At 57.7% G+C, this 25,840-nt stretch carries 26 protein-coding genes; 17 read left to right on the top strand and 9 right to left on the bottom strand.

What is annotated here, in order from left to right; translation table 11 throughout:
- Nucleotides 1-175 precede the first annotated feature (175 nt).
- From WC600_07005 to WC600_07020, 4 genes are all read right to left on the bottom strand, one after another.
- Complete coding sequence (locus WC600_07005) at nucleotides 176-1,195, bottom strand: phosphotransferase (GenBank protein ID MFA4902478.1); 1,020 nt, start codon at nucleotides 1,193-1,195, stop codon at nucleotides 176-178.
- Between the two features lie 136 nt (nucleotides 1,196-1,331).
- On the bottom strand, nucleotides 1,332-2,276 hold the full coding sequence (locus tag WC600_07010) for an NDP-sugar synthase (protein ID MFA4902479.1): 945 nt from the start codon (nucleotides 2,274-2,276) through the stop codon (nucleotides 1,332-1,334).
- A 314-nt stretch (nucleotides 2,277-2,590) separates the two neighbouring features.
- A complete protein-coding gene (locus tag WC600_07015; protein ID MFA4902480.1) occupies nucleotides 2,591-4,672 on the bottom strand; it encodes an acetate--CoA ligase family protein in 2,082 nt (693 codons plus the stop codon).
- Nucleotides 4,673-4,714: 42 nt separating this feature from the next.
- On the bottom strand, nucleotides 4,715-5,215 hold the full coding sequence (locus tag WC600_07020) for an adenosine-specific kinase (GenBank protein ID MFA4902481.1): 501 nt from the start codon (nucleotides 5,213-5,215) through the stop codon (nucleotides 4,715-4,717).
- Between the two features lie 210 nt (nucleotides 5,216-5,425).
- On the opposite strand from WC600_07020, the gene WC600_07025 reads away from it, so the two are divergent.
- The 17 genes from WC600_07025 to WC600_07105 all read left to right on the top strand — a co-directional run bounded on the left by WC600_07025 (nucleotide 5,426) and on the right by WC600_07105 (nucleotide 21,753).
- Nucleotides 5,426-6,493 carry an ABC transporter substrate-binding protein gene (locus WC600_07025; GenBank protein MFA4902482.1) on the top strand — a complete coding sequence of 356 codons (1,068 nt, stop codon included), beginning with the start codon at nucleotides 5,426-5,428 and terminating at the stop codon, nucleotides 6,491-6,493.
- Between the two features lie 12 nt (nucleotides 6,494-6,505).
- On the top strand, nucleotides 6,506-6,706 hold the full coding sequence (locus WC600_07030; protein ID MFA4902483.1) for a type II toxin-antitoxin system HicB family antitoxin: 201 nt from the start codon (nucleotides 6,506-6,508) through the stop codon (nucleotides 6,704-6,706).
- 224 nt (nucleotides 6,707-6,930) lie between these two features.
- On the top strand, nucleotides 6,931-7,236 hold the full coding sequence (locus tag WC600_07035) for a nucleotidyltransferase family protein (GenBank protein MFA4902484.1): 306 nt from the start codon (nucleotides 6,931-6,933) through the stop codon (nucleotides 7,234-7,236).
- The gene (locus tag WC600_07040) at nucleotides 7,226-7,588 is read left to right on the top strand and encodes a DUF86 domain-containing protein (GenBank protein MFA4902485.1); all 363 of its coding nucleotides are present in this window, start codon (nucleotides 7,226-7,228) and stop codon (nucleotides 7,586-7,588) included. The genes WC600_07035 and WC600_07040 overlap by 11 nt, the downstream gene beginning before the upstream one ends.
- 121 nt (nucleotides 7,589-7,709) lie before the next feature.
- Nucleotides 7,710-10,223: a DNA gyrase subunit A gene (gene gyrA / locus WC600_07045; protein ID MFA4902486.1), complete on the top strand. Its 2,514-nt coding sequence runs from the start codon at nucleotides 7,710-7,712 to the stop codon at nucleotides 10,221-10,223.
- Complete coding sequence (locus WC600_07050; protein ID MFA4902487.1) at nucleotides 10,210-11,241, top strand: NAD(P)H-dependent glycerol-3-phosphate dehydrogenase; 1,032 nt, start codon at nucleotides 10,210-10,212, stop codon at nucleotides 11,239-11,241. The genes gyrA and WC600_07050 overlap by 14 nt, the downstream gene beginning before the upstream one ends.
- Nucleotides 11,242-11,356: 115 nt before the next feature.
- Complete coding sequence (locus tag WC600_07055; GenBank protein ID MFA4902488.1) at nucleotides 11,357-12,715, top strand: ATP-dependent 6-phosphofructokinase; 1,359 nt, start codon at nucleotides 11,357-11,359, stop codon at nucleotides 12,713-12,715.
- A gap of 101 nt (nucleotides 12,716-12,816) precedes the next feature.
- Nucleotides 12,817-13,245 (top strand): YkgJ family cysteine cluster protein, encoded by a 429-nt coding sequence (locus WC600_07060; protein ID MFA4902489.1) that lies wholly within the window; start codon nucleotides 12,817-12,819, stop codon nucleotides 13,243-13,245.
- A 58-nt stretch (nucleotides 13,246-13,303) separates the two neighbouring features.
- Entirely contained in the window at nucleotides 13,304-13,537 is a 234-nt protein-coding gene (locus tag WC600_07065; GenBank protein ID MFA4902490.1) for a hypothetical protein, read from the top strand.
- A 103-nt stretch (nucleotides 13,538-13,640) separates the two neighbouring features.
- Nucleotides 13,641-14,411, top strand: coding sequence for a tetratricopeptide repeat protein (locus WC600_07070; protein MFA4902491.1), 771 nt, complete (start codon nucleotides 13,641-13,643; stop codon nucleotides 14,409-14,411).
- 138 nt (nucleotides 14,412-14,549) lie between these two features.
- The gene (gene metG, locus WC600_07075; GenBank protein MFA4902492.1) at nucleotides 14,550-16,085 is read left to right on the top strand and encodes a methionine--tRNA ligase; all 1,536 of its coding nucleotides are present in this window, start codon (nucleotides 14,550-14,552) and stop codon (nucleotides 16,083-16,085) included.
- A 290-nt stretch (nucleotides 16,086-16,375) separates the two neighbouring features.
- The gene (locus tag WC600_07080) at nucleotides 16,376-16,924 is read left to right on the top strand and encodes a C40 family peptidase (GenBank protein ID MFA4902493.1); all 549 of its coding nucleotides are present in this window, start codon (nucleotides 16,376-16,378) and stop codon (nucleotides 16,922-16,924) included.
- 163 nt (nucleotides 16,925-17,087) lie between these two features.
- Complete coding sequence (locus WC600_07085) at nucleotides 17,088-17,609, top strand: hypothetical protein (protein ID MFA4902494.1); 522 nt, start codon at nucleotides 17,088-17,090, stop codon at nucleotides 17,607-17,609.
- A 197-nt stretch (nucleotides 17,610-17,806) separates the two neighbouring features.
- A complete protein-coding gene (gene moaA / locus WC600_07090) occupies nucleotides 17,807-18,772 on the top strand; it encodes a GTP 3',8-cyclase MoaA (protein ID MFA4902495.1) in 966 nt (321 codons plus the stop codon).
- Nucleotides 18,773-19,096: 324 nt separating this feature from the next.
- Nucleotides 19,097-19,786 (top strand): glycosyltransferase family 2 protein, encoded by a 690-nt coding sequence (locus WC600_07095; GenBank protein ID MFA4902496.1) that lies wholly within the window; start codon nucleotides 19,097-19,099, stop codon nucleotides 19,784-19,786.
- Nucleotides 19,787-19,880: 94 nt separating this feature from the next.
- Nucleotides 19,881-20,384 (top strand): hypothetical protein, encoded by a 504-nt coding sequence (locus WC600_07100; protein MFA4902497.1) that lies wholly within the window; start codon nucleotides 19,881-19,883, stop codon nucleotides 20,382-20,384.
- Complete coding sequence (locus WC600_07105) at nucleotides 20,377-21,753, top strand: hypothetical protein (GenBank protein MFA4902498.1); 1,377 nt, start codon at nucleotides 20,377-20,379, stop codon at nucleotides 21,751-21,753. The genes WC600_07100 and WC600_07105 overlap by 8 nt, the downstream gene beginning before the upstream one ends.
- Here the strand turns inward: WC600_07105 and WC600_07110 are convergent.
- The 5 genes from WC600_07110 to WC600_07130 all read right to left on the bottom strand — a co-directional run bounded on the left by WC600_07110 (nucleotide 21,722) and on the right by WC600_07130 (nucleotide 25,598).
- Complete coding sequence (locus WC600_07110; protein ID MFA4902499.1) at nucleotides 21,722-22,132, bottom strand: hypothetical protein; 411 nt, start codon at nucleotides 22,130-22,132, stop codon at nucleotides 21,722-21,724. The two genes, WC600_07105 and WC600_07110, sit on opposite strands and share 32 nt — an antisense overlap.
- Nucleotides 22,133-22,361: 229 nt before the next feature.
- On the bottom strand, nucleotides 22,362-23,384 hold the full coding sequence (gene rtcA / locus WC600_07115) for an RNA 3'-terminal phosphate cyclase (GenBank protein MFA4902500.1): 1,023 nt from the start codon (nucleotides 23,382-23,384) through the stop codon (nucleotides 22,362-22,364).
- Between the two features lie 235 nt (nucleotides 23,385-23,619).
- Entirely contained in the window at nucleotides 23,620-23,829 is a 210-nt protein-coding gene (locus WC600_07120) for a dodecin family protein (protein ID MFA4902501.1), read from the bottom strand.
- A 285-nt stretch (nucleotides 23,830-24,114) separates the two neighbouring features.
- Nucleotides 24,115-24,819 carry a 7-cyano-7-deazaguanine synthase QueC gene (gene queC, locus WC600_07125; protein ID MFA4902502.1) on the bottom strand — a complete coding sequence of 235 codons (705 nt, stop codon included), beginning with the start codon at nucleotides 24,817-24,819 and terminating at the stop codon, nucleotides 24,115-24,117.
- Between the two features lie 137 nt (nucleotides 24,820-24,956).
- Nucleotides 24,957-25,598, bottom strand: coding sequence for a radical SAM protein (locus WC600_07130; protein ID MFA4902503.1), 642 nt, complete (start codon nucleotides 25,596-25,598; stop codon nucleotides 24,957-24,959).
- Between the last annotated feature and the right edge of the window lie 242 nt (nucleotides 25,599-25,840).

Below are 25,840 nucleotides of genomic sequence, written 5' to 3' on the forward strand. Positions count from 1 at the left end.
TGGTTCTTTTCTGAGTCTACGCCAAAGGATGAATAGTTTTTCTTCCAAGCGTATTAACAATCGGCCAGAGGCGGGCACGGAGGCCCGCCCCACCAATATTAATTACTCTATGTTTGACGTCAAATTATTAAGAGTTATGAAGACCTGGGCGACTACCCCTGCCCTCCCGGTTTTCCTACCCCCTTTTAACCTGGGCCGGCAAGCTCTCCGCCAACTCGGCCAGGCGCGGGAAGGCCCCCGGACGCTCGGCCAGCCGCCGCCGCAGGCTCTCCAATGCCGTAGGGATATAGCGGGCGAAATAGGTCTTGCCCTTCGCTTTGGTAAGATAGCCGTAAGCCCCTAGAATTTGCAGATTGCGGCAGAGGGCCAGGTGGAAGTATTGCTCTCGGAAAGCCGCTGTATCCACATCCACGCAGGCCTGGATTTGTTCCAGGTAATAACCTATAAATTCCTCTTGCCAGGGGGGGCTCAGGTTAACATAAGGGTCGATGAGGAGAGCTGCCAGGTCGTAGCCTAACGGCCCCAGCCGCCCGCCTTGAAAATCGATGACCCGGAGGCGCCCGCCGGTAATATGGAGATTCCGGGACTGATAATCCCGGTGCAGGAAGTAATTGGGGCCGGGGGGCAGCGCCCCGGTGAGGAGACGCTCGAAATCCGGCGCCAAATCCTCCATGGTAGTGTGCAATTGCAGGTAATTATTCAGGAAGGCCCGGACGAAATAGCCGCACTCCCGCTCCCATAAGAACGGACGGTGCATTACCGGGGTGTCAAAACACCAGGAGGAATCAAACCCCTCTTTCCCCTTGATCTGCATGGTCACCAGGGTTTCCAGGGCCTGCCGGTACCAGTGGCGAATCTGGCTCTCTAAAGATTGCCGGTTGATGACGGCCTCCAGGCTGATATCACCCAGGTCTTCCAGGAGCATCCAGGACTCGTCCCGGCAATAGGTGTAGATTTCCGGCACCGGGACCCCTTGGGTTCTAAGGTGCCGACCTATCCGGTAATAGGAGTCGTTTTCATTCACCTCCCCGCCCGGCGGGTTCGGGTGGAAGAGCAGGACCGCGGTGGGAGAGCCCAACAGGCGGTAGAAACGGCGGTCGGAGCCGTCCCCCGCCAAGGTTTGGGGTGAGGTCAGGCTGACGCCCCGGGCTTGGGCCGCGGCCGCGAGTCGCGCGGTCCAGAGTTTATCGGGCATAAGAACCTCTAAATGCAAAATTTTATCTTCTCGTCTACGAGCTTGGCTTGGCGTTGATAATGTCCCAAGCATAGCTTGGGTTATATTTGGGTTCCCAAGTACAACTTGGGAACCAGTAAAAACTTTGAACTAATTTTTAGACCAGCACCTGACCCCGGGCGGTTTTTTTTACCTGGACCCGGGAGGCGACGATGCACCCCTCCAACTCCACGCCTGGAGCAATGACGGCTTGGTCCCAGACCACGGTATTTTTTAAGGAGGCGCCCTCCCCTACTTCCACGTTCGCGCCTAAGCAGACTGCGCCGCTGAACTTCACCCCGGCCCCGATTCTGGCCCCGGGGCCGATCAGGGGGTCGGTTAAGCCCGGAAAATAGTGGGCCAGTTTTGGGGATTCCCCGTGGAGCAGCCGCGCGTGGGCCGCCAGATAATTCTCCGGGGCGCCGATATCCTGCCAGAATAGGCCGCTAACTTCAAAGTAAGCCAAGCGCTCACCTTTGGCCATAGCCTCTCGCCAGGCTTGCACCAGATCATATTTCTGTCCGGCGGGAGGAAGATAATCCATCAACTTCGGGTCCACCACCTGGATACCGGTGTAGGCCAGGGGCGAGCCCGCGCCTGAAGGCGGGGGCGCGCCGATGCTTACCACCGCGCCATCCGCCACCCAGACGTTGTTATAGGCGGGGCAGTCATGGAGCACCAGGGTGCTGACTGCTCCGGGCTGATGGCGGCGATACATCCCGGCCATATCCAGGTCCGTCAGGATATCGCCGTTGATGGCCAGAAACGGCTCATCCCGCAAAATCTCCCCCAGTTGCTTGATGGCGCCGCCGGTACCCAAAATGTCCGGCTCAAAGCTCACGCTAAGGAGAAAACTCCAGGGCTCAGAGCGCAAATAATCATGCACCTGATCGGCCAGATGATGGGTGTTCACCGCCACCTGAAAGCAGCCCGCGGCCTCCAACTGGGCCAGCACCACCCCCAACAGGGGCCGGTTCAATATCGGCATCAACGGCTTGGGATAGATAGCGGTAAGCGGCAAAAGCCGCGTCCCCAACCCCGCCGCCAACACGGCGGCTTTCATAAAAGCACCGGGTTTTCAGTTTTTTCTGTAAGAGCATTTGCCATAAATTTCTGCCGATTGCTGATTATTAAATCCCCCTAAATCCAATTCACTTAAGCATTGGCGACTGCTATTCGGATGTAGGGGCGGGGTTTCCCCGCCCAGCCCGTGGCACTCTTTAAATCAGGGCGGGGAGACCCCGCCCCTACAAGTGCTTAAGTGAACAGCATTGCGCCTCAATCCCCCTTTTGCAAAGGGGGACTTTAAGAGGTAATTCCTTATAGTTCCCCCCTTTTTACAAATAGGGGTAGAGGGAATTTTGGAAAACCGAAAACTCATAGCACTATCCGGCAATCCACGCACCAGCAGCCCTGGGGGTCGGCAAGTACGGGGTTGAGGTCAAGTTCCTGGATTTCCGGGTAGTCCACGGCCAACCGGGAGAGCTTGACCATGGTCTCAACCAGGGCGGAGATATTGACCCCGGCCTGGCCCCGGCTGCCTTTGAGGATGGGGTAAATTTTCAGGGTCTGAAGCAGGTCGGTGGCCTGTTCAGGGGTCACCGGCACCAGGGCTCTAGCCACGTCCTTGAGAATTTCCGTGTAAATGCCTCCGGCTCCGGCCACCAGCACCGGCCCGAATTGGGGGTCGCGCTTAAGTCCAATGAGCACCTCTATCCCCTTAACCTGCTTTTGTACCAGGATGCCCGAAAGCTCGCCGGTTGGGGTCCGCGCTTGAAACCGGGCAACCAGGTCCTGATAGGCCTGCCGCAGTTCTGCTGCCGTGGCGATATTGAGCACGACTCCGCCTAAATCGGATTTGTGCAGCCATTGCGGGGAAATAATCTTCAGCACTATCGGGTAGCCCATCTCTGCCGCAACGGCCTCGGCTGCGGCAACGTTGGCGGCCACGACCCCGGGGACCAGGGGGAAATCATAGGCCCGCAAAATTTTTAAGGCCGCCTCCCCCACCAGCACCCCTTGAGACGGCACGGCGACCGGGCGGGACGCGGCAGGCTGGGGCAGGCTGAAATCCTTAGGTGGGCTCTGGGTTAATTGCCGGTAGCGCCAGGCGCCCGCCAGCCCCATGACGGCCTCTTCCATGGAGTCGAAGCAGGCCACATCGGGCTCATTGGCCAGTTCCTCGGCCTGGGACTGCATGGCCGGCGCATCGCCGTAGAACAGAATAGCCAGGGGCTTGTGCTGGGGGTTGTGTTTTTGAACCTCCCGTACGGCCGCGGGGATATTGAGGTCGGCGTGGCGGGGCGAGGCTAAGGCCGGCGCCAACCCCATGGCGCAATCCACGTGTTCGTCCTGGAGCAGCCCCTTGAGGGAGCGCTGGAACACGCCGGTAAAGGAGCCGGTGACCATGCCCAGGGGCCAGAGGTCGACGGGGTTATGGAGCTTATGCCAGGCGATGCGCTCTTCTTCGAGTTTGCGGAGGCGTTCCGGGAACGGAGCCAGTTCCAGGCCGTAGTCTTCGCAGCAATCCGCGGCGATGATCCCGAAGGCGCCGGTGGCGGTCACCACCCCCAGGCGAGGTCCCGCGGGTGGCTGGAAATGGAGAAAGGCCCGGCATACGGCCAGCATTTCAACCGTAGTGCGCACCCTGACGATGCCGGCTGCGGCCAGGGCCAGGTCGACGATGGCATCTTCCCCCACCAGGGAGCCGGTGTGGGACATGGCGGCCTTCGCCCCCGCCACGCTGCGCCCGGTTTTGATGACAATAATAGGCTTGCGGCGTGCGACCCGGCTGGCGGTGGTGAGAAACTGCCGGCCCCGCTTGATACCCTCCAGATGCATGACGATTATCCGGGTCTGGGGATCGTGCTCCAGATATTCCAGGACATCCACCGCGTCCACGTCGGCGGCGTTGCCGATGTCGATGGCCTTGCCCATGCGGTCGATGAAACATGCGGCACTCACCTGGAAGGCGCCGGATTGGGCCACCATGGTGAGGGGCGGTGGGTTTAAGTCCCGGGGCACATCAATGAAAGCCGTGGTAAAGCCCGCGAATGGGTTGAGGATGCCCATGGTGTTGGGTCCCACGACCCGGGCGCCATACTCCCGGGCAATCCGGACGATTTCTGCCTCCAATTCCTTGCCGCGGTCGTCGGCGTCGGCAAACCCCTGGCTGATGACCACCAGCCGCTTAATGCCGTGTTTAACGCATTCCAGCACTGCGGCCACCATGCGTTCCCGGCCCAGGGAAATAACCGCCAGGTCCGGAATTTCAGGTAGATTGGCCACCTTGGGGTACGTCTCATATCCCAGGATTTCCGGGACCTTGGGGTGCACCAGATAGATGTGCCGGGCATAACCGTAACTGAGCAGCATCTCCAGGTTGTTGTAGGCGCCGGGACCGATCTGGCGCGAGGTGCCGATGAGCACCACGGAGCGGGGCTCGAAGAACTGCTGCATAAGGGCTCCTTATAGAGTTAGGACAGCGTGGGCAGCAAACCCTTAAACTTTTGACCGAAGATCACTCTTATACCCGAATTTCCTCAGGATATCGTGACGCCAGGCCCGGCCGGCGTCGTCTTCCACGCCTTTGGGGGAGAAGCCGTCCACCACGCCCAGGATGCCCCGTCCCAGTTCGGTCTGAATCAGGATGACTTCCACCGGATTGGCGGTGGCGCAGAAGATGCGGCAGACCTCGGGGCAGAGTTTGACCGCGTTGAGCACATTGATGGGAAAGGCTTCCTTCATGAGGATATTGAACGTGTGGCCCGCGGCAATGAGGCGGGCGTTCTCCGTGGCCGCGGCTTTAAGTTCCGGATCATTGCCCTCCACCCGGATGAGGCAATCGCCGGAGGCCTCGGAAAAGGCCAGGCCGAACTTGATGCCGGGAGAGGCGCCCACCAGAATTTCGTAAAGGTCTTCCACAGTCTTGATAAAATGGCTCTGGCCCAAAATGAGATTGGCTCCCTCGGGAATGATAATTTTTTCCAGTTTCATTTCCATGGACACACCTCGTCAGCCTGCCCGGAATTCCTTTCCGGCACGGTTTTTTTCTGGTATTATAGTGCTGATAATGAGGGGGGAAAAGGGAAAAAGGCCAAAAGGCAAGTAATTGCTTTATCCTTTTTCGCCCTTTCACCCCACCCTCAATATGTTTACCGAGGAGCGCGACTCATTAAACGGTTATTTCTTGTTGCCGGGCTGCTTTTAATTTTGGCTGCCCCAGCAAAGGCTGAAATCAAGATCGGCCTATATCTTCCTATGACCGGGCCGGCTGCGGCCATGGGCCAGATGGTCTGGGAAGGGGTGCAGGTGGCGCATCAGCTTCAGCCCCAGGTGTTGGGGCAGCCCGTCAGGCTGGTGCTGCTGGATACCCGGAGCGACCGGATCGAAGCGGCCAATGCGGTAAGCCGTCTCATCGAGCAAGACAGAGTGGTGGCCATTATCGGCGAGGTGATCAGCAGCGATACCCTGGCCGGGGTCCCCATCGCCGAGCGGGCCGGGATCCCCAATATCTCGCCCACCGCCACCAGCCCTCTGGTGACGCAGAATCGGAGATTTGCGTTTCGGGCCTGTTTTGAGGACAGCCTCCAAGGGCGGATCGCGGCCCGGTATGCCTGGGAAAATTTGCAGGCCCGAAAGGTGGCCATGGTCATCGACCAGGCCCAGGACTACTGCGTCGGTCTGACCAAGTTTTTCGCGGAGGAATTCAAGCGCCGGGGCGGCCAGATTGTGGGGAGCAGTTATATTCAGACCGGCGATCAGGATTTTAGCGCCCAGATTTCCGCGCTGAAGGCCAACCAGCCTGACCTGATTTATGCGCCCAATTATTATGCCGAAGATGCGATGCTGGCCAAGCAACTTAAGGACCTGGGCGTGAAAACCCCCATCCTCACGGGGGACGGGGCTCAGGTGCCGGAACTCCTCAGCATCGGCGGCCCGGCGGTGGATGGCATGTATTTCACGGCCCACTTCCATCGGCAAGGCACCAATACGGAGACCGGCCGGAAGTTTATGCAGGCCTACGAGTCCACATACCATAAGCCGCTGGATGCCTTTGCGGCCCTGGGCGGGGACAGTTATTTTCTTCTGACGGCTGCGATGAATAAGGCGGGCTCGACAGACGGGGTCAAGGTGGCTGAGGCCCTGGCCGCGACCAAAGACTTTGCCGGGGTCACCGGAACCATCACCATGGGCGCAAACCACAATCCGATCAAGGGCGTGACGATCATTAAGGTGGAGCAGGGGAAGTTTGTTTATCAGACAACGATAAATCCGTAGTGTGAGAAAAAAATGAAGATCAAAGTAATCGTTCATGAGGCGGAAGAAGGCGGATATTGGGCCGAGGTGCCTGCTATTCCCGGTTGCGCCACCCAAGGGGAGACATTTGAGGAATTATTAACAAACCTCTATGAAGCTGTGGAGGGCTGCTTATCTGTTGATGTACAGAATACTGAAACAACTGCTGGCCGAGTGATTGAAATCGCCATATGAAGTCTATTTCCGGCAAGGAGTTTGCCAAAGTTATTGAACAACATGGCTGGATATTGCTGCGGACCAGTGGGAGCCATTACATTTATGGCAAACCGGGAAGTGTCGTGAGGCTGTCGATACCGATTCACGGCAACAAGCCTCTGAAAGTTGGGTTATTAAGACATTTGGCAAATATGGCTGGTCTGAAGGATAGTGACTTAGGGTAAAGACACGGCGAAAAGATCATGTCTCAACCGAAAATTCATGTTCCTTTGAAAGGGATTGAAGACTTCTGCCGCCGGTGGAAGATCAAAGAGTTTTCTTTGTTTGGGTCTGTGTTGCGTGATGATTTCAGGCCAGATAGTGATTTGGATGTGCTGGTGGTCTTCGAACCGGATGGGGGGATCACCTTCGATAATCGTGTTGAGATGCTGGATGAGCTTACCGCAATTTTTGGGCGTGAGGTCGATCTGGTGGATGAGGATTTAATCCGCAATCCCTTTCGGCGTCATGAAATTCTAACGACCAAAGAGGTCGTTTATGCCTCTTAGCCGCAGAGACCCGGCAAATCTCTGGGACATTCTGGAAGCTGCCGAAAAAATCCAACGTTTCTTAAAGAACAAAACCTTTGAGGATTTTCTTAGTGATGACATGCTGCGAGCCGCGGTGGAACGAAACATAGAAATTGTCGGCGAAGCGGCACGCCGCATCTCGGAAGAACTCAAACAGGAGAATCCTGAAATCCCCTGGCGCAAGATCATCGCACAACGCAACGTCTTGATACATGAATATGATGACATTGATTACAAAGAAATCTGGCAGGTGGTCTCTTTCCACCTGCCCCGATTGGTTGACCAGATAAAGCCGTTGATACCGCCACTTCCACCTGAGATAGAAAGTTGATGATTTTCCTCTTTAAGGAGCCAAGCTTAGCTTGGCATCAAATATCGTTCCCAAGTGCGACTTGGGAACGAGGGATTTAAAATAACCTGTGGCTGACAACAAACAACCGAGTCTATTTAATATGATTGAAGCACGCGCAGTACCCATAAACATTGAGGATGAGATACGTAAATCGTATCTGGAGTATGCCCTGAGCGTCATTATCGGGCGGGCCTTGCCGGACGTGCGAGATGGGTTGAAACCGGTGCATCGCCGGATACTGTTTGCCATGAGCGAGGGCGGCAACGACTGGAACCGGCCTTACCGCAAGAGCGCCCGCATCGTCGGTGACGTCATCGGTAAATATCATCCCCACGGCGACACCGCGGTTTATGACGCCATCGTGCGCATGGCCCAGGACTTTTCCCTGCGTTACCCGCTTGTGGACGGCCAGGGCAACTTCGGGTCCATCGATGGCGACGCCCCCGCGGCCATGCGTTACACCGAGGTTCGCCTCACCCGGTTGGCCCACGAGTTGCTCCAGGACCTGGATAAAGACACCGTGGACTTCGTGGGCAACTATGACGGCTCGTTAAAAGAGCCCCTGGTGATGCCCACCCGCCTGCCAAATTTGTTGATCAACGGCTCCTCGGGCATCGCGGTGGGCATGGCCACCAACATCCCGCCTCACAACCTGGACGAAGTCTGTGACGCGCTTTTGGCCACGCTCAATAACCCGGAGATCACTTTAGAAGAACTGATGGCCCTGATCCCGGGGCCGGATTTCCCCACCGCGGGCTTTATTTATGGTGCCGAGGGCATCGCTGAGGCTTACCGCACCGGCCGGGGCCTCATCCGCCTGAGGGCCAGGGTGAACGTGGAGCGCAAAGGCGGCCGGGAGAGCCTAATCATCCGGGAGTTGCCCTACCAGGTGAACAAGGCGCGGCTGATTGAGCGCATCGCCGAATTGGTGAAAGACAAAAAGATGGAAGGCATCTCCGACATCCGGGATGAATCGGACCGGGAAGGCCTCCGGGTGGCGATCATGCTCAAGAAGGACGAGCTGGCCCAACCCATCTTAAACCAATTATATATTCATACCCAGATGCAGGTCACCTTCGGCATCAACCTGGTGGCCATCGTCCACAACAGGCCGGAACTCCTCGGCCTCAAGGATCTGCTGCACCATTTCCTGGAGCACCGCCGGGAAGTGATCATCCGGCGCACCCGCTTTGAATTGAAGCAGGCAGAGGCCCGGGCCCACATTTTAGAGGGCTTCATCATCGCCCTGGACTGGCTGGACCAGGTGATCGACATGATCCGGGCCGCGGCCAACCCGCCTGAGGCTAAACAGCAATTGATGGCCGGCATGTTTATCCTAACGGCAACGCTTGGCGAAACTCTGGAAGACACCCGGAGCCGCTATGCGCTCTCCGAGATTCAGGCCCAGGCCATCTTGGACATGCGCTTACAGCGCCTCACCGGGATGGAGCGCCAGAAGATTATCCAGGAGGCCGAAGCGGTCCGGGCCGCTATCCGGCGCTTTCATCAGATTTTGGAGGATGAGGCCGAAGTCAAGGCCCTCATCGCCGGGGAATTGACCGAACTCAAGGAACGCTACGGCGACGTCCGGCGCACCGAAATCGTGCCCCAGGCTGAGGATATTACCGCCGAAGACCTCATCGCCGATGAGGACATGGTGGTGACCATCAGCAACCGGAGTTACATCAAGCGAACCCCTCTGACCATTTACCGCAGCCAGCGCCGGGGCGGCAAGGGCCGCATGGGTATGATCACCCGGGAGAACGATTTTGTCTCCCAGCTCTATATCGCCTCCACCCATAGTTGTTTTCTGGTGTTCACCAATAAGGGCCGGGTGTTCTGGCTCAAGGTCCACGAAATTCCCATCGGGTCGCCGACGGCGCAAGGCAAGGCCATCGTCAACCTGGTGCAATTGGGAGAAAATGAAAAGTTGGCCACCATCCTGCCGGTGCGGGAATTCACCCCGGGCCCCTCGCTGGTGATGGCCACCCGGCGGGGTATCATCAAGAAAACCGACCTAATGAACTTTCAGCGGCCCCGCAGCGGCGGCATTATCGCCTTAAGCCTGGACCCCGAAGACGAACTTATTGGCGCAGCCCTGAGCGAGCCGGACCAGAGCATCCTTTTGGGCACCCGCTTGGGCAAGATCATCCGCTTCCCGTCGATTGAAGTCCGGGATATGGGCCGTACGGCCCGGGGCGTCAAGGGGATGGACGTGGCCCCGGAAGACGAGGTCGTGGGCATGGAGGTGATCCGTCCCGAGGGCACCATCCTGACGGTGACGGAGCGGGGCTTCGGCAAGCGCACTGATCCGAAGAAATATCCCGAACACCACCGGGGCGGCTTGGGAGTCAAGGGACTTGAGATCACCAAGCGCAACGGCCCCATTATGAGCATCCTCCAGGTGACCGAAGATGATGAAGTCATGCTGGTTACCGATGGCGGGAAAATCTTGCGCCTGCTCGCCCGGGGCATTTCTTTGATCGGCCGGGTCACCCAGGGAGTTAAACTCATGGACCTGGAGCGTGAAGAACGGGTGGTGAGCGTGGCCAAGGTGGCGGAAAAGAGTGATGACAGCGAGCCCGAGCCCGAGGCTGATCTTGGACTCATCTGAGACCAAAGCCATCGCGGTAATCGGCGCGGGCAGTTGGGGCACCACCCTGGCGCAGCTCCTGGCGGAAAAAGGCCAGGACGTCCGCCTGTGGGTCAGAGAGCCCGAGGTCTATGCGGGCTTGAGGCGCGAGCGCATCAACCACACCTTTCTGCCCGGGGTGCGGCTGTCTTCCCGGCTGAACTTCACCCAGGAATATTCGGTTGCACTTAATGGCGCCGGGCTGATTCTCATGGTGGTGCCCTCTCACGGGTTCCGCCAGGTCCTGCGCGATCTCAAGCCGCACTGGCCGCAGGGCGCGATTCTGGCCAGCGCCACCAAGGGCATGGAGATCGACTCGCGCCTTACCATGGAGGGGGTGGTGCGGGAGGAAATGGGCGCGGAGGCGCCTTATGCAGTCCTGGCCGGACCCAGCTTCGCCCGGGAAGTGGCCCAGAAGCAGCCCACCGCGGTGACCATCGCCTCCCGGCAACGAGATATCGCCCACTCCCTCCAGCGGATCTTTTCCGCCCCTTATTTCCGGGTTTACACCTCCCACGATGTCACCGGCGTGGAGTTGGGGGGCGCGCTGAAGAACATCTTTGCCATCGGCACCGGGATTCTTACGGGCATGGGTCTGGGGGATAATCCCCGGGCCGCGCTCATCACCCGAGGGTTGGCCGAAATGGTCCGGTTAGGCTCGCGGCTGGGCGCCAACCCCATGACCCTCACCGGCCTAGCCGGGCTGGGGGACCTGATTCTCACCTGCACCGGCAGCCAGAGCCGCAACTTTCAGGTGGGGGTAAAGTTGGGGCAGGGCGTTACCCTGGATGAGATCCTGGCCGGCATGGCCATGGTGGCCGAAGGCGTAAAGACCTCCCAGGCCGTTTATGCCCTGGCGAAGCGCCTTGGAGTGGAAATGCCGATAGTAACCGCGTCTTACCGAATTCTCTATGAAGGCCTGGCCCCCAAGGAAGCTATCAAAAAGTTGATGGCTCGGGAACTGAAAGATGAAATGGAGGCCATGACCGAAACCTGGTAGGATTTGGCCCTTGTAAACGCACGCCGGAACGGTTTAAGATGAAATCGCCGCCGGCACCATGGCATGAGCGTGCAGGACTATGAAGGCAAACCAGCATCGAGGGAAGCAAGCCACAATGGATTTTGAAGATTTCAAGACCGAGATTCCCTCTTTGGGGAAGGCCAAGGTGCAGTCCCCGATTCGGGAATTTTCCATGATGGACCGGCGTGGCCGGGAGATCAAGAAGGCCTTTGTCCCCGATACGGACAGGGTTCTGGTCCATGACTCCCTGGACTATTGGCAAAGTTTGAATTGCGAAAAACCCCTGACCCTGGAAGTGGCCGGTCCCCGCTCCGACATCTACTTCGATCCTTCCAAGGTCCATTGCGCCGTCGTCACCTGCGGCGGCTTGTGTCCCGGCACTAACGACGTTATCCGGGCCCTGGTTTTGGAACTCTATCATCTTTACGGGGTGCGGCATATTTACGGCGTGCGCTACGGCTTTCAGGGGTTTATTCCCAAGTATGGCCATGATCTGGTTAATCTCGATCCCGAGACGGTGGCCAACATCCATACCTTCGGGGGCACGGTCCTGTCCACTTCCCGGGGACCCCAAGACACGGGTGAGATCGTGGACGCCCTGGACCGCATCAACATCCGCATCCTGTTTCTCATCGGAGGCGACGGGACCCTGAGGGCGGGCTTGGAAATCTGCAAAGAGATCGCCCGCCGGGAACTGCGCATCGGTGTCATTGTCATCCCCAAAACCATTGACAATGACATCCCCCTGGTGAGCCGCTCTTTCGGGTTTGATACCGCGGTGGAGGTGGCCACTGGAGCTATCCATGCGGCCCACACCGAAGCCGTCGGCTCCCCCAACGGCATCGGCCTGGTAAAACTCATGGGCCGCTTTTCCGGTTTCATCGCGGCCAATGCTACCCTGGCTTTGCGAGAGGTCAATTATGTCCTGATCCCCGAGGCGGATTTTGATCTGGAGGGCGAGTGCGGCTTACTTCCCGAGCTGGAATACCGCCTGAAACAGCGGCATCATGCCCTCATCGTGGTGGCCGAGGGGGCCGGGGAAAGGTATTTTACCGAGGAAAACCGGGAACGGGACCCTTCCGGCAACCTTAAGCCCGGCAACATCGGGCACTTTCTCCAGGACGTGATCAAGAATTACTTTAAGCAACGGGATATGGAAATTAACCTGAAGTATATCGACCCCAGTTACTTGATTCGCAGCATGCCGGCCAACTACAATGACCGCATCTACTGCGGCTTTCTGGGGCAAAACGCGGTCCATGCCGGGATGGCAGGGAAGACCGCCATGCTGGTGAGCCGTTGGCACGGCCACTATGTGCATATTCCCATAGAGGCGACGGTGGGCCGGCGGAAAGAGGTGGAGTTGGATTCCCCTCTGTGGCGCAGCGTCATCGAATCCACCGGCCAACCGCCGTTGAAAAACGCCAATGGTAATGATGCCTGTCTGATATAAATTGACGTTGTCAGTCCAGGCGCAGGCTGGAACGCCTGCGCTACCAAATTTTTCATGAGGTACGGTGTCTAAAGTTCTATGCAGACTTCCCTGAGAAAAATATGGCTCCGAAAGTGACCGGCCAAAGCCTTAACGCCGTCCGGTCCCCGGTGTTCCAGTGCCAACAGTGCGGCGACTGCTGCTCCGGCCGGGGCGGCATCTTTGTCAAGCCCAAAGAAGTGGAGGAGATGGCCGCGCTCTTGTCGCTGCCCGTAGAGGAGTTTAGCCGGCTTTACGTGGAGGCCTCGGCCATGGGTCCCCGCCTCACCATAGCCGGCAATGGCTTTTGCGTCTTCATGATGGAGGGCAACCTCTGCCGGGTGCACCCGGTGAAACCCTTCATCTGCGGCCAGTGGCCCTTCCTCCCGATCCTTTTGGTGGAACCGGACGAACTGGAGCACGCCAAGACCGCCTGCCCTGGAATCAACCCGGCTTGCAGCCATGCTGACTTTGTGGATGAGGCGCTGCGGCAAGATTTAACTGAAAAGTGAAAATGACCTCCATAGGGGTGGGTTTCAAACCCGCCCCTACAGTGCGCAAGGACAAGCTATGGCCAACGACTTGCATTATTTCATGTTTTTTGTGGGGCGGCTGTTCCAGGGCGCGGAAATGATGATCAAACATAGCGAGTACATCGAGGCCGATGAAAGTAACTTGATGTATGATTTCGTCGCCGCCCGGGAAGCTACCCGGGACGCTTTGAAAGATGTCCGGGCGTTTCTGGAAAAGGCTTCGGGTAAATCTGAGAGGGATGAAACGCCCTATATGCCGGGGACGCGGTAATTGACGCGTGCGGCGGTAGGTCACTAGTTTGAATCATAAGATGCGGGAATGGTGGGCCATGCCCTACCTACATATCTGTTTTATCGAGAAATGAGGCTATTTCATGGCGTTACGCAAAAGCGGCTTAACCGTTTTTTGGATTTGCATGATCGCAGTTTTATGGCTGGGACCGGCCTTGGCCAGCCCGGAAAAACCTGAAACCCAGGAGCCCTTCGAGCAAGGCTTGAACGCTCTGAGCCAGGGTAACCCTACCCTGGCCGTGGAGAAATTTTCCGCGGCGCTGAACCTTGACCCGGAATTGGTGGAGGCCTATATCAACCGGGGTATTGCCAAAATGAAGCTGGCCCTGTGGGCCGACGCGGTGGGTGATTTCGACAAGGCCCTGGATTTAGCCCCGAATTCCCCTGAGGCCCTCTACAACCGAGGCCTGGCCTACAGCCGCCAGAAGGTGTTCGATAAGGCCCTGGCGGACTACACCCAGGCTTTAAAGTTCGCGCCAAAGGACTGGCAAATTTATTACAATCGGGGCAACACCTACCTGGACCAAGACAAACCTCAGGAGGCCCTCAAAGACTATAACCAGGCCTTGAAACTGCATCCCCAGGGGCCGGAAATTCTATATAACCGGAGTCTGGTCTATTTGGCCCTGGATAAACCGGAACAGGCCCTGGCCGACGCCGATCGCGTGACGGAGCTCAATCCCACCTATGCCCGGGCCTTTATTAGCCGGGGCCGGGCCCTGGAAAAACTGGGCAATAAGTACGAGGCCCTGGCCGCATACCGGCGCTTCCTGAATACCGGCAACCCTGACACGGACGCAGCCTTGCTCCAGCAGGCGCTGGGCCGGATTAAAGCCCTGGAGGCGAGTAAATGATAGTGGCCAGTTATCAGTGGCCAGTGGCCAGTAAAGACGCCCTTAGATGAAAATCATCTTGAATTCGGCAATGCTTTGGCGTTTTCCATGCTTATCACTGACCACTAACCCCTGATCACTGACCACTGGCAACTGCCTATGCCCTACTACATCACCACACCCATTTATTACGTCAATGCCGAGCCTCACATCGGTCACGCCTACACCACCGTGGTGGCCGATGCCCTGGCCCGCTTTCACCGCCTCTTGGGGGAGGAGGTCCGCTTTCAGACCGGCACCGACGAGCACGGCGACAAAGTGATGGATGCCGCGGCCGCGGCGGGGCTGCCGGTCAAAGACTTCGTGGACCAGATCAGCGCCCGTTTCCGCCAGTCCTGGGATGACCTGGACATCAGCTATGACCACTACATCCGGACCACCAACCCCGAGCACATGCGAGTGGTGCAGGAAGTTTTAACCAGGGTGCACGACTCCGGGGATATTTATTTCGGGGAGTACGGCGGGCTCTATTGTTTCGGCTGCGAATGCTTTTACCTGGAGCGCGATCTGGTTAACGGCCTCTGCCCGGACCACAAAGTGGCCCCGACTTTCCTTAAGGAAGAGAACTACTTCTTCCGCATGAGCAAGTACCAGGACTGGCTCATCGACCAGATCAAGAGCCACCCCGACTGGATCAGGCCGGAACGCTACAAAAACGAGATGCTGGCCTTTCTCAAGGAGCCTCTGGAAGATCTGTGCATCTCCCGGCCCAAGAGCCGCATGGATTGGGGCATTACCTTGCCTTTCGATGAGCGCTTTGTCACCTATGTCTGGTTCGACGCCCTGATCAACTACCTTTCAGGTTTGGATTATCCCGGGGGCGAGCTTTTTAAAAAATTCTGGCCCGCCCAGCATCTCATCGCTAAGGACATCCTCAAACCCCATGCCATCTATTGGCCCACCATGCTGAAGGCCATGGGGCTTGAACCCTTCCGGAACCTCAACGTCCACGGCTATTGGCAGATGGCGGCGGGCAAGATGTCCAAGAGCCTGGGGAACGTGGTGGAACCCCGGACCCTGGCCGCCCGTTTCGGCATCGACCAGGTCCGCTATTTCTTCCTGAGGGAGATGGTCTTCGGGCTGGACTCCCACTTCAGCGAAGAAGCCTTGACCACCCGGATCAATGCCGACCTGGCCAACGATCTGGGTAATCTTGTGGCCCGCAGCCTGGGGATGGCCTTCAAATACCGGCAAGGCGTGGTGCCGGCCCCCAACGTGCCTGACGCCATGGATATCGAAGTCGTCACCGCAGTGCAGGCCATGGCCGCGGACTTTATGCGACTCTTTCCGGCCATGGAGTTTACCAAGGCCCTGGCCGGACTGTGGGAATTTATCGGCCTGCTCAACCGCTACATTGTGAGTTCGGCGCCGTGGGAGTTGGCCAAACAGCCCGAGGCCGCGGGGCGCTTGGACACGGTTTTGTATCACCTTTTGGAAGGACTGCGTTGGATCGCGGCGCTGCTGAGGCCCGTGATGCCCGGCAGCGCCCTCAAAATCAGCGAACACCTGTGTTTGGGCCTGGCCCTGTGGGACCACCCTCTGCCCCAGGTGCTCACGTGGGGGAGGCTCGCGCCCGGCAGCCACCTAGCCAAAGGCCCGGCCCTGTTCCCCCGGATAGAGGCGGAGGAGAAATAATGTTTCCGGGGCAGGGGGCGATGGGCTCTTTTGTAAGTGGCCTCTCCCCTCTTCCCCCGACCCCCTCCCCCATAAAAGTGTAGTAAAACGCGTTGTCTGCTCCCTGCCTCCGGCATCGTTATAACCATAGACAAATCTGAAAATTTTTGGCACTATACGGATCATACCAACAGAAGATTGAGAATTCTTAGCGGAAAAAGTTGAAGATTTTCATGGTAACGTTAACATATTAGACGTAATAACTATGAAGCATAAGAAATAATAAAAATGCCTTAGTTTAGAGTTTGCCAATGATGCACCTCTGGGGGATTGCTGCATTAATGGCCTTATTGCTGGTGGGCTGTGCCGGGGCACCGCCGCCACCGCCGCCGCTTGGACCCGTGGCGCCCTTGCCCGCAGTGGGACGCAACCCCCAGGAGATGGCCATAGAACAGGCCCTGGGCGATTTCCATGGCGCTCCTTACCGCTCCGGGGGCAGCACCCCCGCCGGGGTGGATTGTTCAGGATTAGTCCAGGCCTTGTATCAAAAAGCCGGGATTCACCTGCCGCGCACCGTGGCCCAGCAGTACCAGGAGGGCAGGCCGGTGGAGCGCAGCGAGCTGCGTTTCGGCGACGTGGTCTTCTTTAACCGTTACTGCCAGACCCGGGGCCGGGACGTCATGCTCGCCGGGTTTCTCTCTCCGGGCTTTGCTGACGATATCTGCCACGACGGAGTCTACCTGGGCGGCGGCCGCTTCATCCATGCTTCTCCCCGGGGAGTGTTCATCAGCCGCCTGGATGCCGAGGTCTGGCGGGTGTCCTATTGCGGGGCCCGGCGTTATCTGCCCGGCGACAAGTAACTTATACGCAATGACTTAAGTAATTGAACATAAGCCTCTCTGCGTTCTCTGCGCCTCTGCGGTGAAAAATAATTACCGCAGAGACGCTGAGGGCGCCGAGATAGCTATGTCAAGTTATTTATGAAGCTACGCTATAGACTAATTTCATGCCTCTGGAGGCTTTATGCAGCATAACCGGCAACGTTACTTACTGTGGCTGGGCTTGATTCTCGGGGTCGGTTTATGCTTTAATGTTTTCCCGGCCCAGGCACAGCCAGGGTTCTTCAATGATTACACCTTTGGCTTCTATGGGAATACCCGGGAAGAAAGCCGGATGAACCGGGAGGATATCATCGCCCGGGAGGGGTACTGCCCCACCGGCGGCTGCGTCCTGCGCCTGGACAGCGTTGAGGTGAAGCCCAACCGGGCCAAGCGGGGCGACACCCTGCTTTTGAGCACCACCTATACCATTCTGACTCCGGAGCAGGTGGCTCTGCCGGTGGCCATTACCCGGGAGATTTTCTATCATGGAAAATCTCTGGGAAAAACCAAAAGCATTGAATCCCGCCGGGAAAACGGCACCTGGAACCAGGAAATCAATTTCACCCTGCCAGCCAGTTCTGCTCCGGGCATCTATAGGCTGGTTACCCTCATCACCACGGGCTACGGCTCGGCGCAGGATACTACGGACTTTCAGGTGGATTAGCCGTTCGAAGGGTTAAAACGCCATACTCGGCCCTTTGACGCTTAGTTAGCGTACAAGCGCACCTCCAGTCCAGAGGTCCGCCGGCCCGGGGCAGCCGGGTTCGGCCAGATAATGATAGCTATCAAGGCTATAAAAATCCTGAAACCTGGCCATAGACAAGCTATAATTAAAGCATAACGATTTCGTGGGAAGAAATATTGCCGGGATCAATCAATTACTTGCGGGTTTCCATTACCGACCGCTGCAATCTGCGCTGTTTCTATTGCACCTCATGGGGGGGCTGGCAAAAGCTGGCCTGCGGGGAGATCCTGCGCTACGAAGAGCTGCTGCGCCTGGCCGCAGTGGCCGCGAGCGTCGGCATCCGCAAGGTTCGGGTCACCGGCGGCGAACCCCTGGTGCGCCGAGGCGTAGTTGATTTCATCGGCCGCCTGCACCGGGTTCCCGGGATTGAGGAGGTTTGCCTCACCACCAACGGGGTGCGCCTGGCCGAACTGGCCCCGGCCCTTTATGACACCGGTTTGCGCCATCTCAATCTCAGCCTGGATAGCCTGCGCCGGGACCGTTTCCGGGAGATTACCGGTCATGATCACTTCGGCGACGTGCTGGCCGGCATTGAGCGGGCCGCAGCGCTGGGGTTTGCTCCCATCAAGATCAACTGCGTGGTCTTGAAAGACCTCAATGACGATGAACTCCTGGACTTCGCCCTTCTGACCCGGGAGCACTCCTTCCAGGTGCGTTTCATCGAGTTCATGCCCACGGTGGATGAGGCGCACTGGCGCCGCCATTTCCTGCCCATTGCCGAAGTACGCCGACGGCTGGCCAGGCTGGGCTTTCTTGAGCCCGTCACCTCCCCCGCCACCGCCGGTCCCGCCCGGACCTTTAAGGTGCCGGGATTTAAGGGCGAGTTGGGCTTTATCAGCTCCGTCAGCGATCACCACTGCCCCACCTGCAACCGCCTGCGCCTCACCTCGGCTGGCCGGCTGCGGCCCTGTCTCTTTGCCGCTCCTGAAGTTGACCTGAAGGGGCCGTTGCGCCAAGGGGCCTCCGACGAGATTTTGGCTCGGCTTTTTGAGGAAGCCATCCAGTTAAAAAGCTGCGTCTCTCCCACCCCTGATCTGCCTTCCGCTGCGGCCGGGCGGGCCATGGTGAGCATCGGCGGCTGATTCCCACCGGCATTCCACTTTTTCGCATTTTTCCTTCGCAAAATGATTAACGTTTTCCGTGACCTAAGAGTATATTGTTAAGAGACTATAGAACCTATTTCAAAACCCGTCCCAAGAGGTGGGTTTCTTTCTCAGTGAGGAAAGGTTGTTCGCGCTGGTTTTTAAGTCCCCCTTTTAAAAAAGGGGATTTAGGGGGATTTCAAGACGTTATATAAATCCCCCCTGCCCCCCTTTTCCAAAGGGGGGTGATCATTTCCTTTCAAGCCATTTCAAAGTGAATCCAAAATCGGTTTTGAAATGACTTTTAACATGGGAGCCGCTTGCATGAAGCTGAGTATTGTCATTCCGATTTACAACGAAAAAGAGACGTTGGAGGAGATCTTTCGCCTGGTTCAGGAGACTCCGTACGACAAAGAGATCATCGCGGTGGACGACGCCTCCACCGATGGCAGCCGGGATATTGTGGCCCGCCTCGCCCAACAATACGATAATGTCAAAACCTTTTACCACGAGCGCAATCAGGGCAAGGGCGCGGCCCTGCGCACTGGCTTCGCTCAGGTGACCGGGGATGTGGTCATCATCCAGGACGCCGATTTGGAGTACCGCCCCGTGGATTACCCGTCTTTGCTGGAGCCCATCGAACAGGGAAATGCTGACGTGGTGTACGGCTCTCGGATGGTGGGCGGCCGGCCCCACCGGGTGCTGTTTTTCTGGCATTACATGGGCAACCGGGCGATAACCACCCTCTCCAACATGTTCACCAATTTGAATCTGTCCGACATGGAAGTGGGCTACAAGGTGTTTAAGGCCGAAGTTTTGCAGGGAATACAGATTAAATGTGAACGCTTTGGGGTGGAGCCGGAACTGACTGCCAAGATTGCCAAGAAGCACTGGCGCATCTACGAGGTACCTATCCAATACCACGGCCGGGATTATGCCGCCGGGAAGAAAATCACCTGGCGAGACGGCATCGCCGCAGTCTGTCACATTATCCGGTTCAAATTTTCCGATTGAGGCCTATTTTTCGCCCGTCGCCATATGCGGGGCTGGTCTGATGCTCCAAAAACCAAAATCCCCCCCACCCCCCTTTAAAGGGGGGAACTATACTATGACACCGGCAAAAACGTGGCGGCTCTGGTTGGTGCGGCTGATCCTCGGTCTCTGGGGCCTACAGGTCTTGTGGCTGGCCTGGCATTTCGGGCCGGAGGCGATTGATGTAGTCCAGAGAGTGGCTCGCCAAAACTCGGGGGCGGCCATCCGGCAGGAAGACCCGCTCTACCGGTGGGCCGCGGCGCTTAAGGCCGTCATCCCCGAGCACGCCGCGTATGTCTTCCTGGATGATTACGCCGCGGGCAAAGAAATCCAGGTCCGTTACTACCTGGCGCCCCGGCGCCACATCCTGAAGCCTCCGGATATCCCGGCCAGTTTTCTCTTTTATACGCTGCACCATGAGGACGCTTCCTTCTTGCTCACGCGAGATTCGGCGCAGCCACCGGGACCCGGACTCCAAGCCGTCCGCCATTGTCCAGCGTTTCATCCGGTAAAACTTCCAGGCCCCGGACAGGTCTACCAGGTGAACTCCACGCTTTTGCGCTGGGGCTTTTATGATTGAGACCGTGGTCAATCTGCTGCGGCTGTGCTTAGGGCTGGGAGCGGTCTTTTTCCTGGGTTATGCCTGGCTGAATCTGCTTAACCCTCGCCCTCGGGATTTCTCCTTCGGGGAGCGGGCTGCGTTCAGCTTCGGGGTCGGGTCGCTTAAGCTCACGCTCTGGATGCTGGCCTTAACCTGGTGGGGAGCGCCATTTGGCCTGGGGCTGATTTTAGGGCCGCCCCTGGCCCTGGCCGTCATCTGCCTGCTGACCCCCCGGGGCCGCGCCGCCGTCTCTCAGGACTTTCGAGAATTTCACCTTTCATCCGGGGAAAAGTTGGGGGCATGGGAATGGCTCTTTTTGGGGCTGTTGGGAGTGGTATTTATCTATGCGCTGCTCCGGGCAGCGCTTTATCCCATGTGGGCCTGGGACGCGGTGGCCACCTGGGGCTGCAAGGCCAAAATATTCTATACCAGCCGGGGCCTGGACCTGACCTGCATTGACGCGCACAACTATTACCCCAATCTCATCCCACTTTTGCTGACTTACCTGTATTTCTGCCTGGGGCAGGTGAGTGATGCCCTGGCCAAGGCCGTTTTCCCGCTCTGGGGGGCGCTGCTCCTAACCCTGCTCTACTCCCTGGCCAGGCGCCTGGGTCTGCGCCGGGGCCAGGCCCTGGGGTTGGCGGCGTTCCTGGCATTAAACGGCACCGTCTTCGTTGTGCACCTCTACATCGCCTACGCCGACCTGCCCCTGGCCTTCTACACCCTGGGAGGGGCCGGTCTCCTTTACCTCTGGCTGGCGGACGCCGCGCCTCGGGGCAGCCTGACCCTGGCGGCCTGCTGTCTGGCGGGGATGGCCTGGTGCAAGTATGAGGGTCCGCCCCTGGCCGCCACCCTGCTTTTGGCCGCGGCGCTGACCCTGGCCTGGCTGCGCCCTGAGCACTGGCTCCGCCGGCTCGCTTGCCTGGCCGCGCCCTTGGCAGGGCTCATCGTGGGTTTTCTCCCCTGGCGGCTCTTCGCGTTCCAACAGAAAATTGAAATCGGCTCAGACCATATCCAGAGCTTTTATCCCCACCAGTTAGCCAAAGCCGTATTCTATCTGCTGGCCGGGTTGGCGGAGCCGTTTTATTTCGGATTGCTCTGGCCGGCGCTGGCTTTGGCCCTCATCTGCTCAGGCCCGCGCCTGTGGCGCTCTCCCCGCCTCTTCCTGGTACTCTTTATAGGGGGAAATCTGGCGGCCATCCTCCTGGCCTATGCGGTGGCGCCCACCGCCGCCGCGGAGTTCCCCGCCTATGTCCGGGCCACCCTGGACCGCTTGCTGCTCCACCTCACCCCTGTCGCCGCTCTGTTCTTGGCCCTCAGTCTCTCTGAACAATCCTTGTCGCAGTGAGGCGAAGAGGGTGACGATCTGCCTTTTCGACCAAAAGGTCAATCGCGCTCTTAATCGCTTCCTCTGAGTCTTTAAGATTTGGCCCCTCGTACTCAATTGATACCTTTTCATTTTCTACTACGATTCGCACTTTCGTACGTCTAGTTTGGAGATAAGCCTTGATTGCCGTAGCTAAAACAGTCGACGAGAGCAACGCTGCACCTACAACGCTTAAGATCTGCACCAAGTCTGGATGCGGAATCTCCGGCCGTCCAGTCTGAGGATTTATGTAGCGTTCGTCAACGCTCGGAAGATGTCTGTAGAATTCAGTGTCAACATTACCTATTACGTAGTGACCCTCCATCCGGTATCCATACTCAACACGAATCTCGTCGGACATTTCCACCCTCCATTCTTTTGCCATATAATATTGCAATATTGACAAATTATACTTCTGCTCGGAACCATTTTATATAAACTATTAATTATAGGAGTTCAATTTTTATTTTTTATAAGAATTTTAAAATACTATAAGAAACTGGATACTGAAACCGGCGGATAATTCGGGGGGCCCATCCCCCCCTTTTAAGTAGGGTTAAGGAGGATTTTAGCTCTTGCATTTTTCTGACCTATTTCCGTCCCTGGCAAAATATCTCTCCAGGCTCTCCCAGATTCCCACGAACCTCAAATTTAGGCCCCAAAAACTGCTCAATGGCCCAGACGTTGGTGAGCAGATGCGAGGTAACGGCTTCCGTGGTGAAGGTGGAGGGTCCCCGGGCCAGGGCGAGGTAGAGGAGAATCTGGTCCGCCAGGTGGCGGTCAAGTGCGGCGCGGCTTTTTAAAAAGACCAGGTAGGCCTCGACCACCTCGTCCGCCACCTGCTCCGCGGGTTTGCCCCTAGCCCCCAAGGCGCTGAACCCGGCCCGGGGACCCCACAGGAAGACGAAGCTGCCGGGGTCCTGGCCGCTTGCCGGGATAATCTCCACCGGCACCGTTTCCTGGAGGCGGGCCGTGAGTCTGGCTGCCTGCCGCCGGGCCACATGTTCAGGCAATTTAGAGGCCGCGGACAAGGCCCGTAACGCGGGCGGGGCAGCAGGGGTCCGCCACTCGACGCCGGTGAGGGTACGGACCGGCGTAATATGCACGTGCACCTCGCCGCCGCCTTTGGGGTACCAGCCCCAGCGCTCCAGGGAAAGCTCTGCCGTTGCTCCCAGCCCAGCCAGGGCCGGCAGAAAGACATGGCTGAGGTAATGGACCGGGGGGCTCCAGGGCACATGGGTGCCCCCTTTGAGGATGATGGTGGTGGGCGCTCCGGCCATAAGGAGAGGCGGCAGCAGGGCCTGGGCAATGAGGCTGACGGCCCCGGCGCTGCCGGTCTTTGCCGCGACATCAAAAAGATAGTGGCCGGCTTTAAGGACACGGGGCTTGAAGGTAAGCGCCTGGCTGTCGAGGTGGGCCTCGGTAACCTCCGCCTGGCAGACGCGGGCCAGGGCCTGGACTGCGGTAAGGTGCTGGGGCCTAAGTCCCGGCTTGGGGCGACCGGCCCGGATGCGTTCGATCCGGACCGGGACCCCCGTTACCGCCGACAGAGAAAGGGCGGTGCGGAGAATCTGCCCGCCCCCTTCCCCGTAAGAACCATCCAGATGCAGCATCGTGGCTGCCTTACAGGTTGATCGTCGAATCCAACATCATGATCGGCTTCACGAGGTGACTTATAGGCGTTGCCAAAAGTTTTTTCCGCAATGGGAAAATCCTAAATCCCCTCTACCCCCCTTTGTAAAGGGGGGAACTATTAGGAATTACTTCTAAAGTCCACCTTTTTAAAGGGGGGATTTAGGGGGATTTAATGCCGGCGGCATGGATTTATGGCAAACGCTATAACCTGCCTCAATCCAGGATGAAGATAACTTCCAGCTTCACCCGGTAGGTGTTGATCTTGTTATCTTTGACCGAAACCCGCTGCTCCACGACCCGCAGGCCGGTTATACCCCGGAGGGTGCTGGCGGCGCGGGCGAAACCTACTTGCACCGCATCATCAAAGCTCTTGGGGGATTCGGCGATAATATGAGTTACCCTGGCAACATTGGTTCCTGACATGGCTCATACCTCCTTAAGGATGTTCCGGCCGCTTTTTGCCGGTTCGGCGTCCCGCCTCTGCCGGATGCCGATGCTATAAACGTAAGGCCGTTTATTGGCAATGCAAGGTCAAAGGAGTGTGAAAACCGTTTTTGGTTTTTGGTAAAGATAGAATATAAGGTTTGGCGCAGTGATATTTATTAATAAGCAATAATGGAAAGTTTAATAAAGACCTAAGATGTCAGGACTCAAAATGTTTCTTGCCTTTCACGAAAAACGAAAAACCAAGAACGAAGAACGGTTTTATTACTTGCGGTACGAGATGGGGTCGGGGACACCCGCCGCGGCAAAGCCTTTGAGACGCAGGCGGCAAGAGGAGCACTGGCCGCAGGCCCGAACGTCGTCCTGGTAGCACGACCAGGTGAGGTCCAGGGGCGCGCCCAATTCCAGGCCCAGGCGCACGATGCCGGCCTTGTCCAGGTCGATCAGGGGGGTGTGGATGCGGATATGGGTTTCGGGCCGGGTGCCTAACTCAATGACGCGCTCAACAGCCTCAAAATACTCGGGCCGACAGTCGGGATATCCGGGATTATCCAGCACATTGGCGCCAATGAACACCGCGGCAGCCCCCAAGACTTCGGCCCAAGCCACCGCTGCGGCCAAAAGATTGGTATTGCGGAACGGCACGTAGGTAGAGGGGATACCCGGAAGTTCCACTGCCTCGGTGGGTACGGCCCGCGCGAAGTCCGTGAGACTGGAGCCGCCGATCATCCCCAGGTAGAGCAGATCGACCTCCAAGGTGGAGGTTACCTGGTAAAACGCGGCCTGGGCCTGAAAGGCCTGCAACTCCCGGGTGAGGGTGCGCTGGCCATAATTGGCATGAAACAGGGCCAGGTCGAACTCCCGGCGGGCCACCGCCGCGGTTACGCAACTGTCCAGCCCGCCGCTGGCCAGGACCACTGCCGTTTTTCGTTTTTGGTTTTTGGTTTTTGGTGAACTGCTATTAAACATTTTCTTTAATCCTGAGTTTTTGTCGGGGGCTATGGTTTTAATATAAATGTGCTATCAAACGGATCGTCACCTGATCCCTTTACGAGACCAGTGATGCCTTTACGAAAAACTAAAAACCAAAAACGAAAAACGGTTTTTCATACTCCTCTGACCTCCGGCCCCCAGATGTATTTGTGGAGCTGAGGGTTCAAGCGCAAGGGCAGGCCGCTGTCGACAATCCAGGCCGCGGCCTCAGGCAGCGGCACTTTCCCGAATACCGGCGAGATCAGCACGGCCAGCCGCCGGCTCAGATGGTGGCTCCGGATGATCTCCAAGGCCCAAGTGAAATCAAGCCGGTCACTCACCACGAACTTGACTTCATCCCGGGAGGTCAAAAGCTCCAGGTTGCGCCAATCGTTGCGCTCGGTCATGCCGCTCCCCGGACATTTCATATCCAAAATTCGATGCACCCGGGCATCGACTCCGCCGATGGGCACAGACCCGTTGGTCTCCAGGCAGACAGTGAAGCCGGCGGAGAGCATTTCCGCCAGCAGGACCGGCGTCTCGGCCTGGAGCAGGGGTTCGCCGCCCGTAACCAGGGCCAGGCGGTGCGGTTGAGCCAAGGCCGCCTCCACCAGGGACCTCACGCTTAACGGTGAGCCGTTCTCATAAGCATACTGCGTGTCACAAAAACGGCAGCGCAGGTTGCAGCCTGTCAGCCGGATAAAATACGCCGGCAATCCCGCCCGGGTGGATTCACCCATCAGACTGACAAAGGTTTCGCTGACTTCTAGAGCCATAAGGACCGCTTCTCAGAAGAATTTCGGCTAACCGGGCGCCCTGCATGGTTTATCATTATCCACCGGTACCGGTTTGAAAGCAACCATCCCCACCGGCATGTAAAATTCCTGCTCAGGATTTATTATAAAGTATCATGAGCGGCAACTCATTATTTATATAAGATCAACCTTACTCTTAACTTATGGCCATCCATACCTTTTTTCAATTCCCCCTCCTGCGTTTCTTCTATACGACTCTAAGC

This window comes from Desulfobaccales bacterium, assembly GCA_041648175.1.
Lineage (GTDB): Bacteria > Desulfobacterota > Desulfobaccia > Desulfobaccales > 0-14-0-80-60-11 > 0-14-0-80-60-11.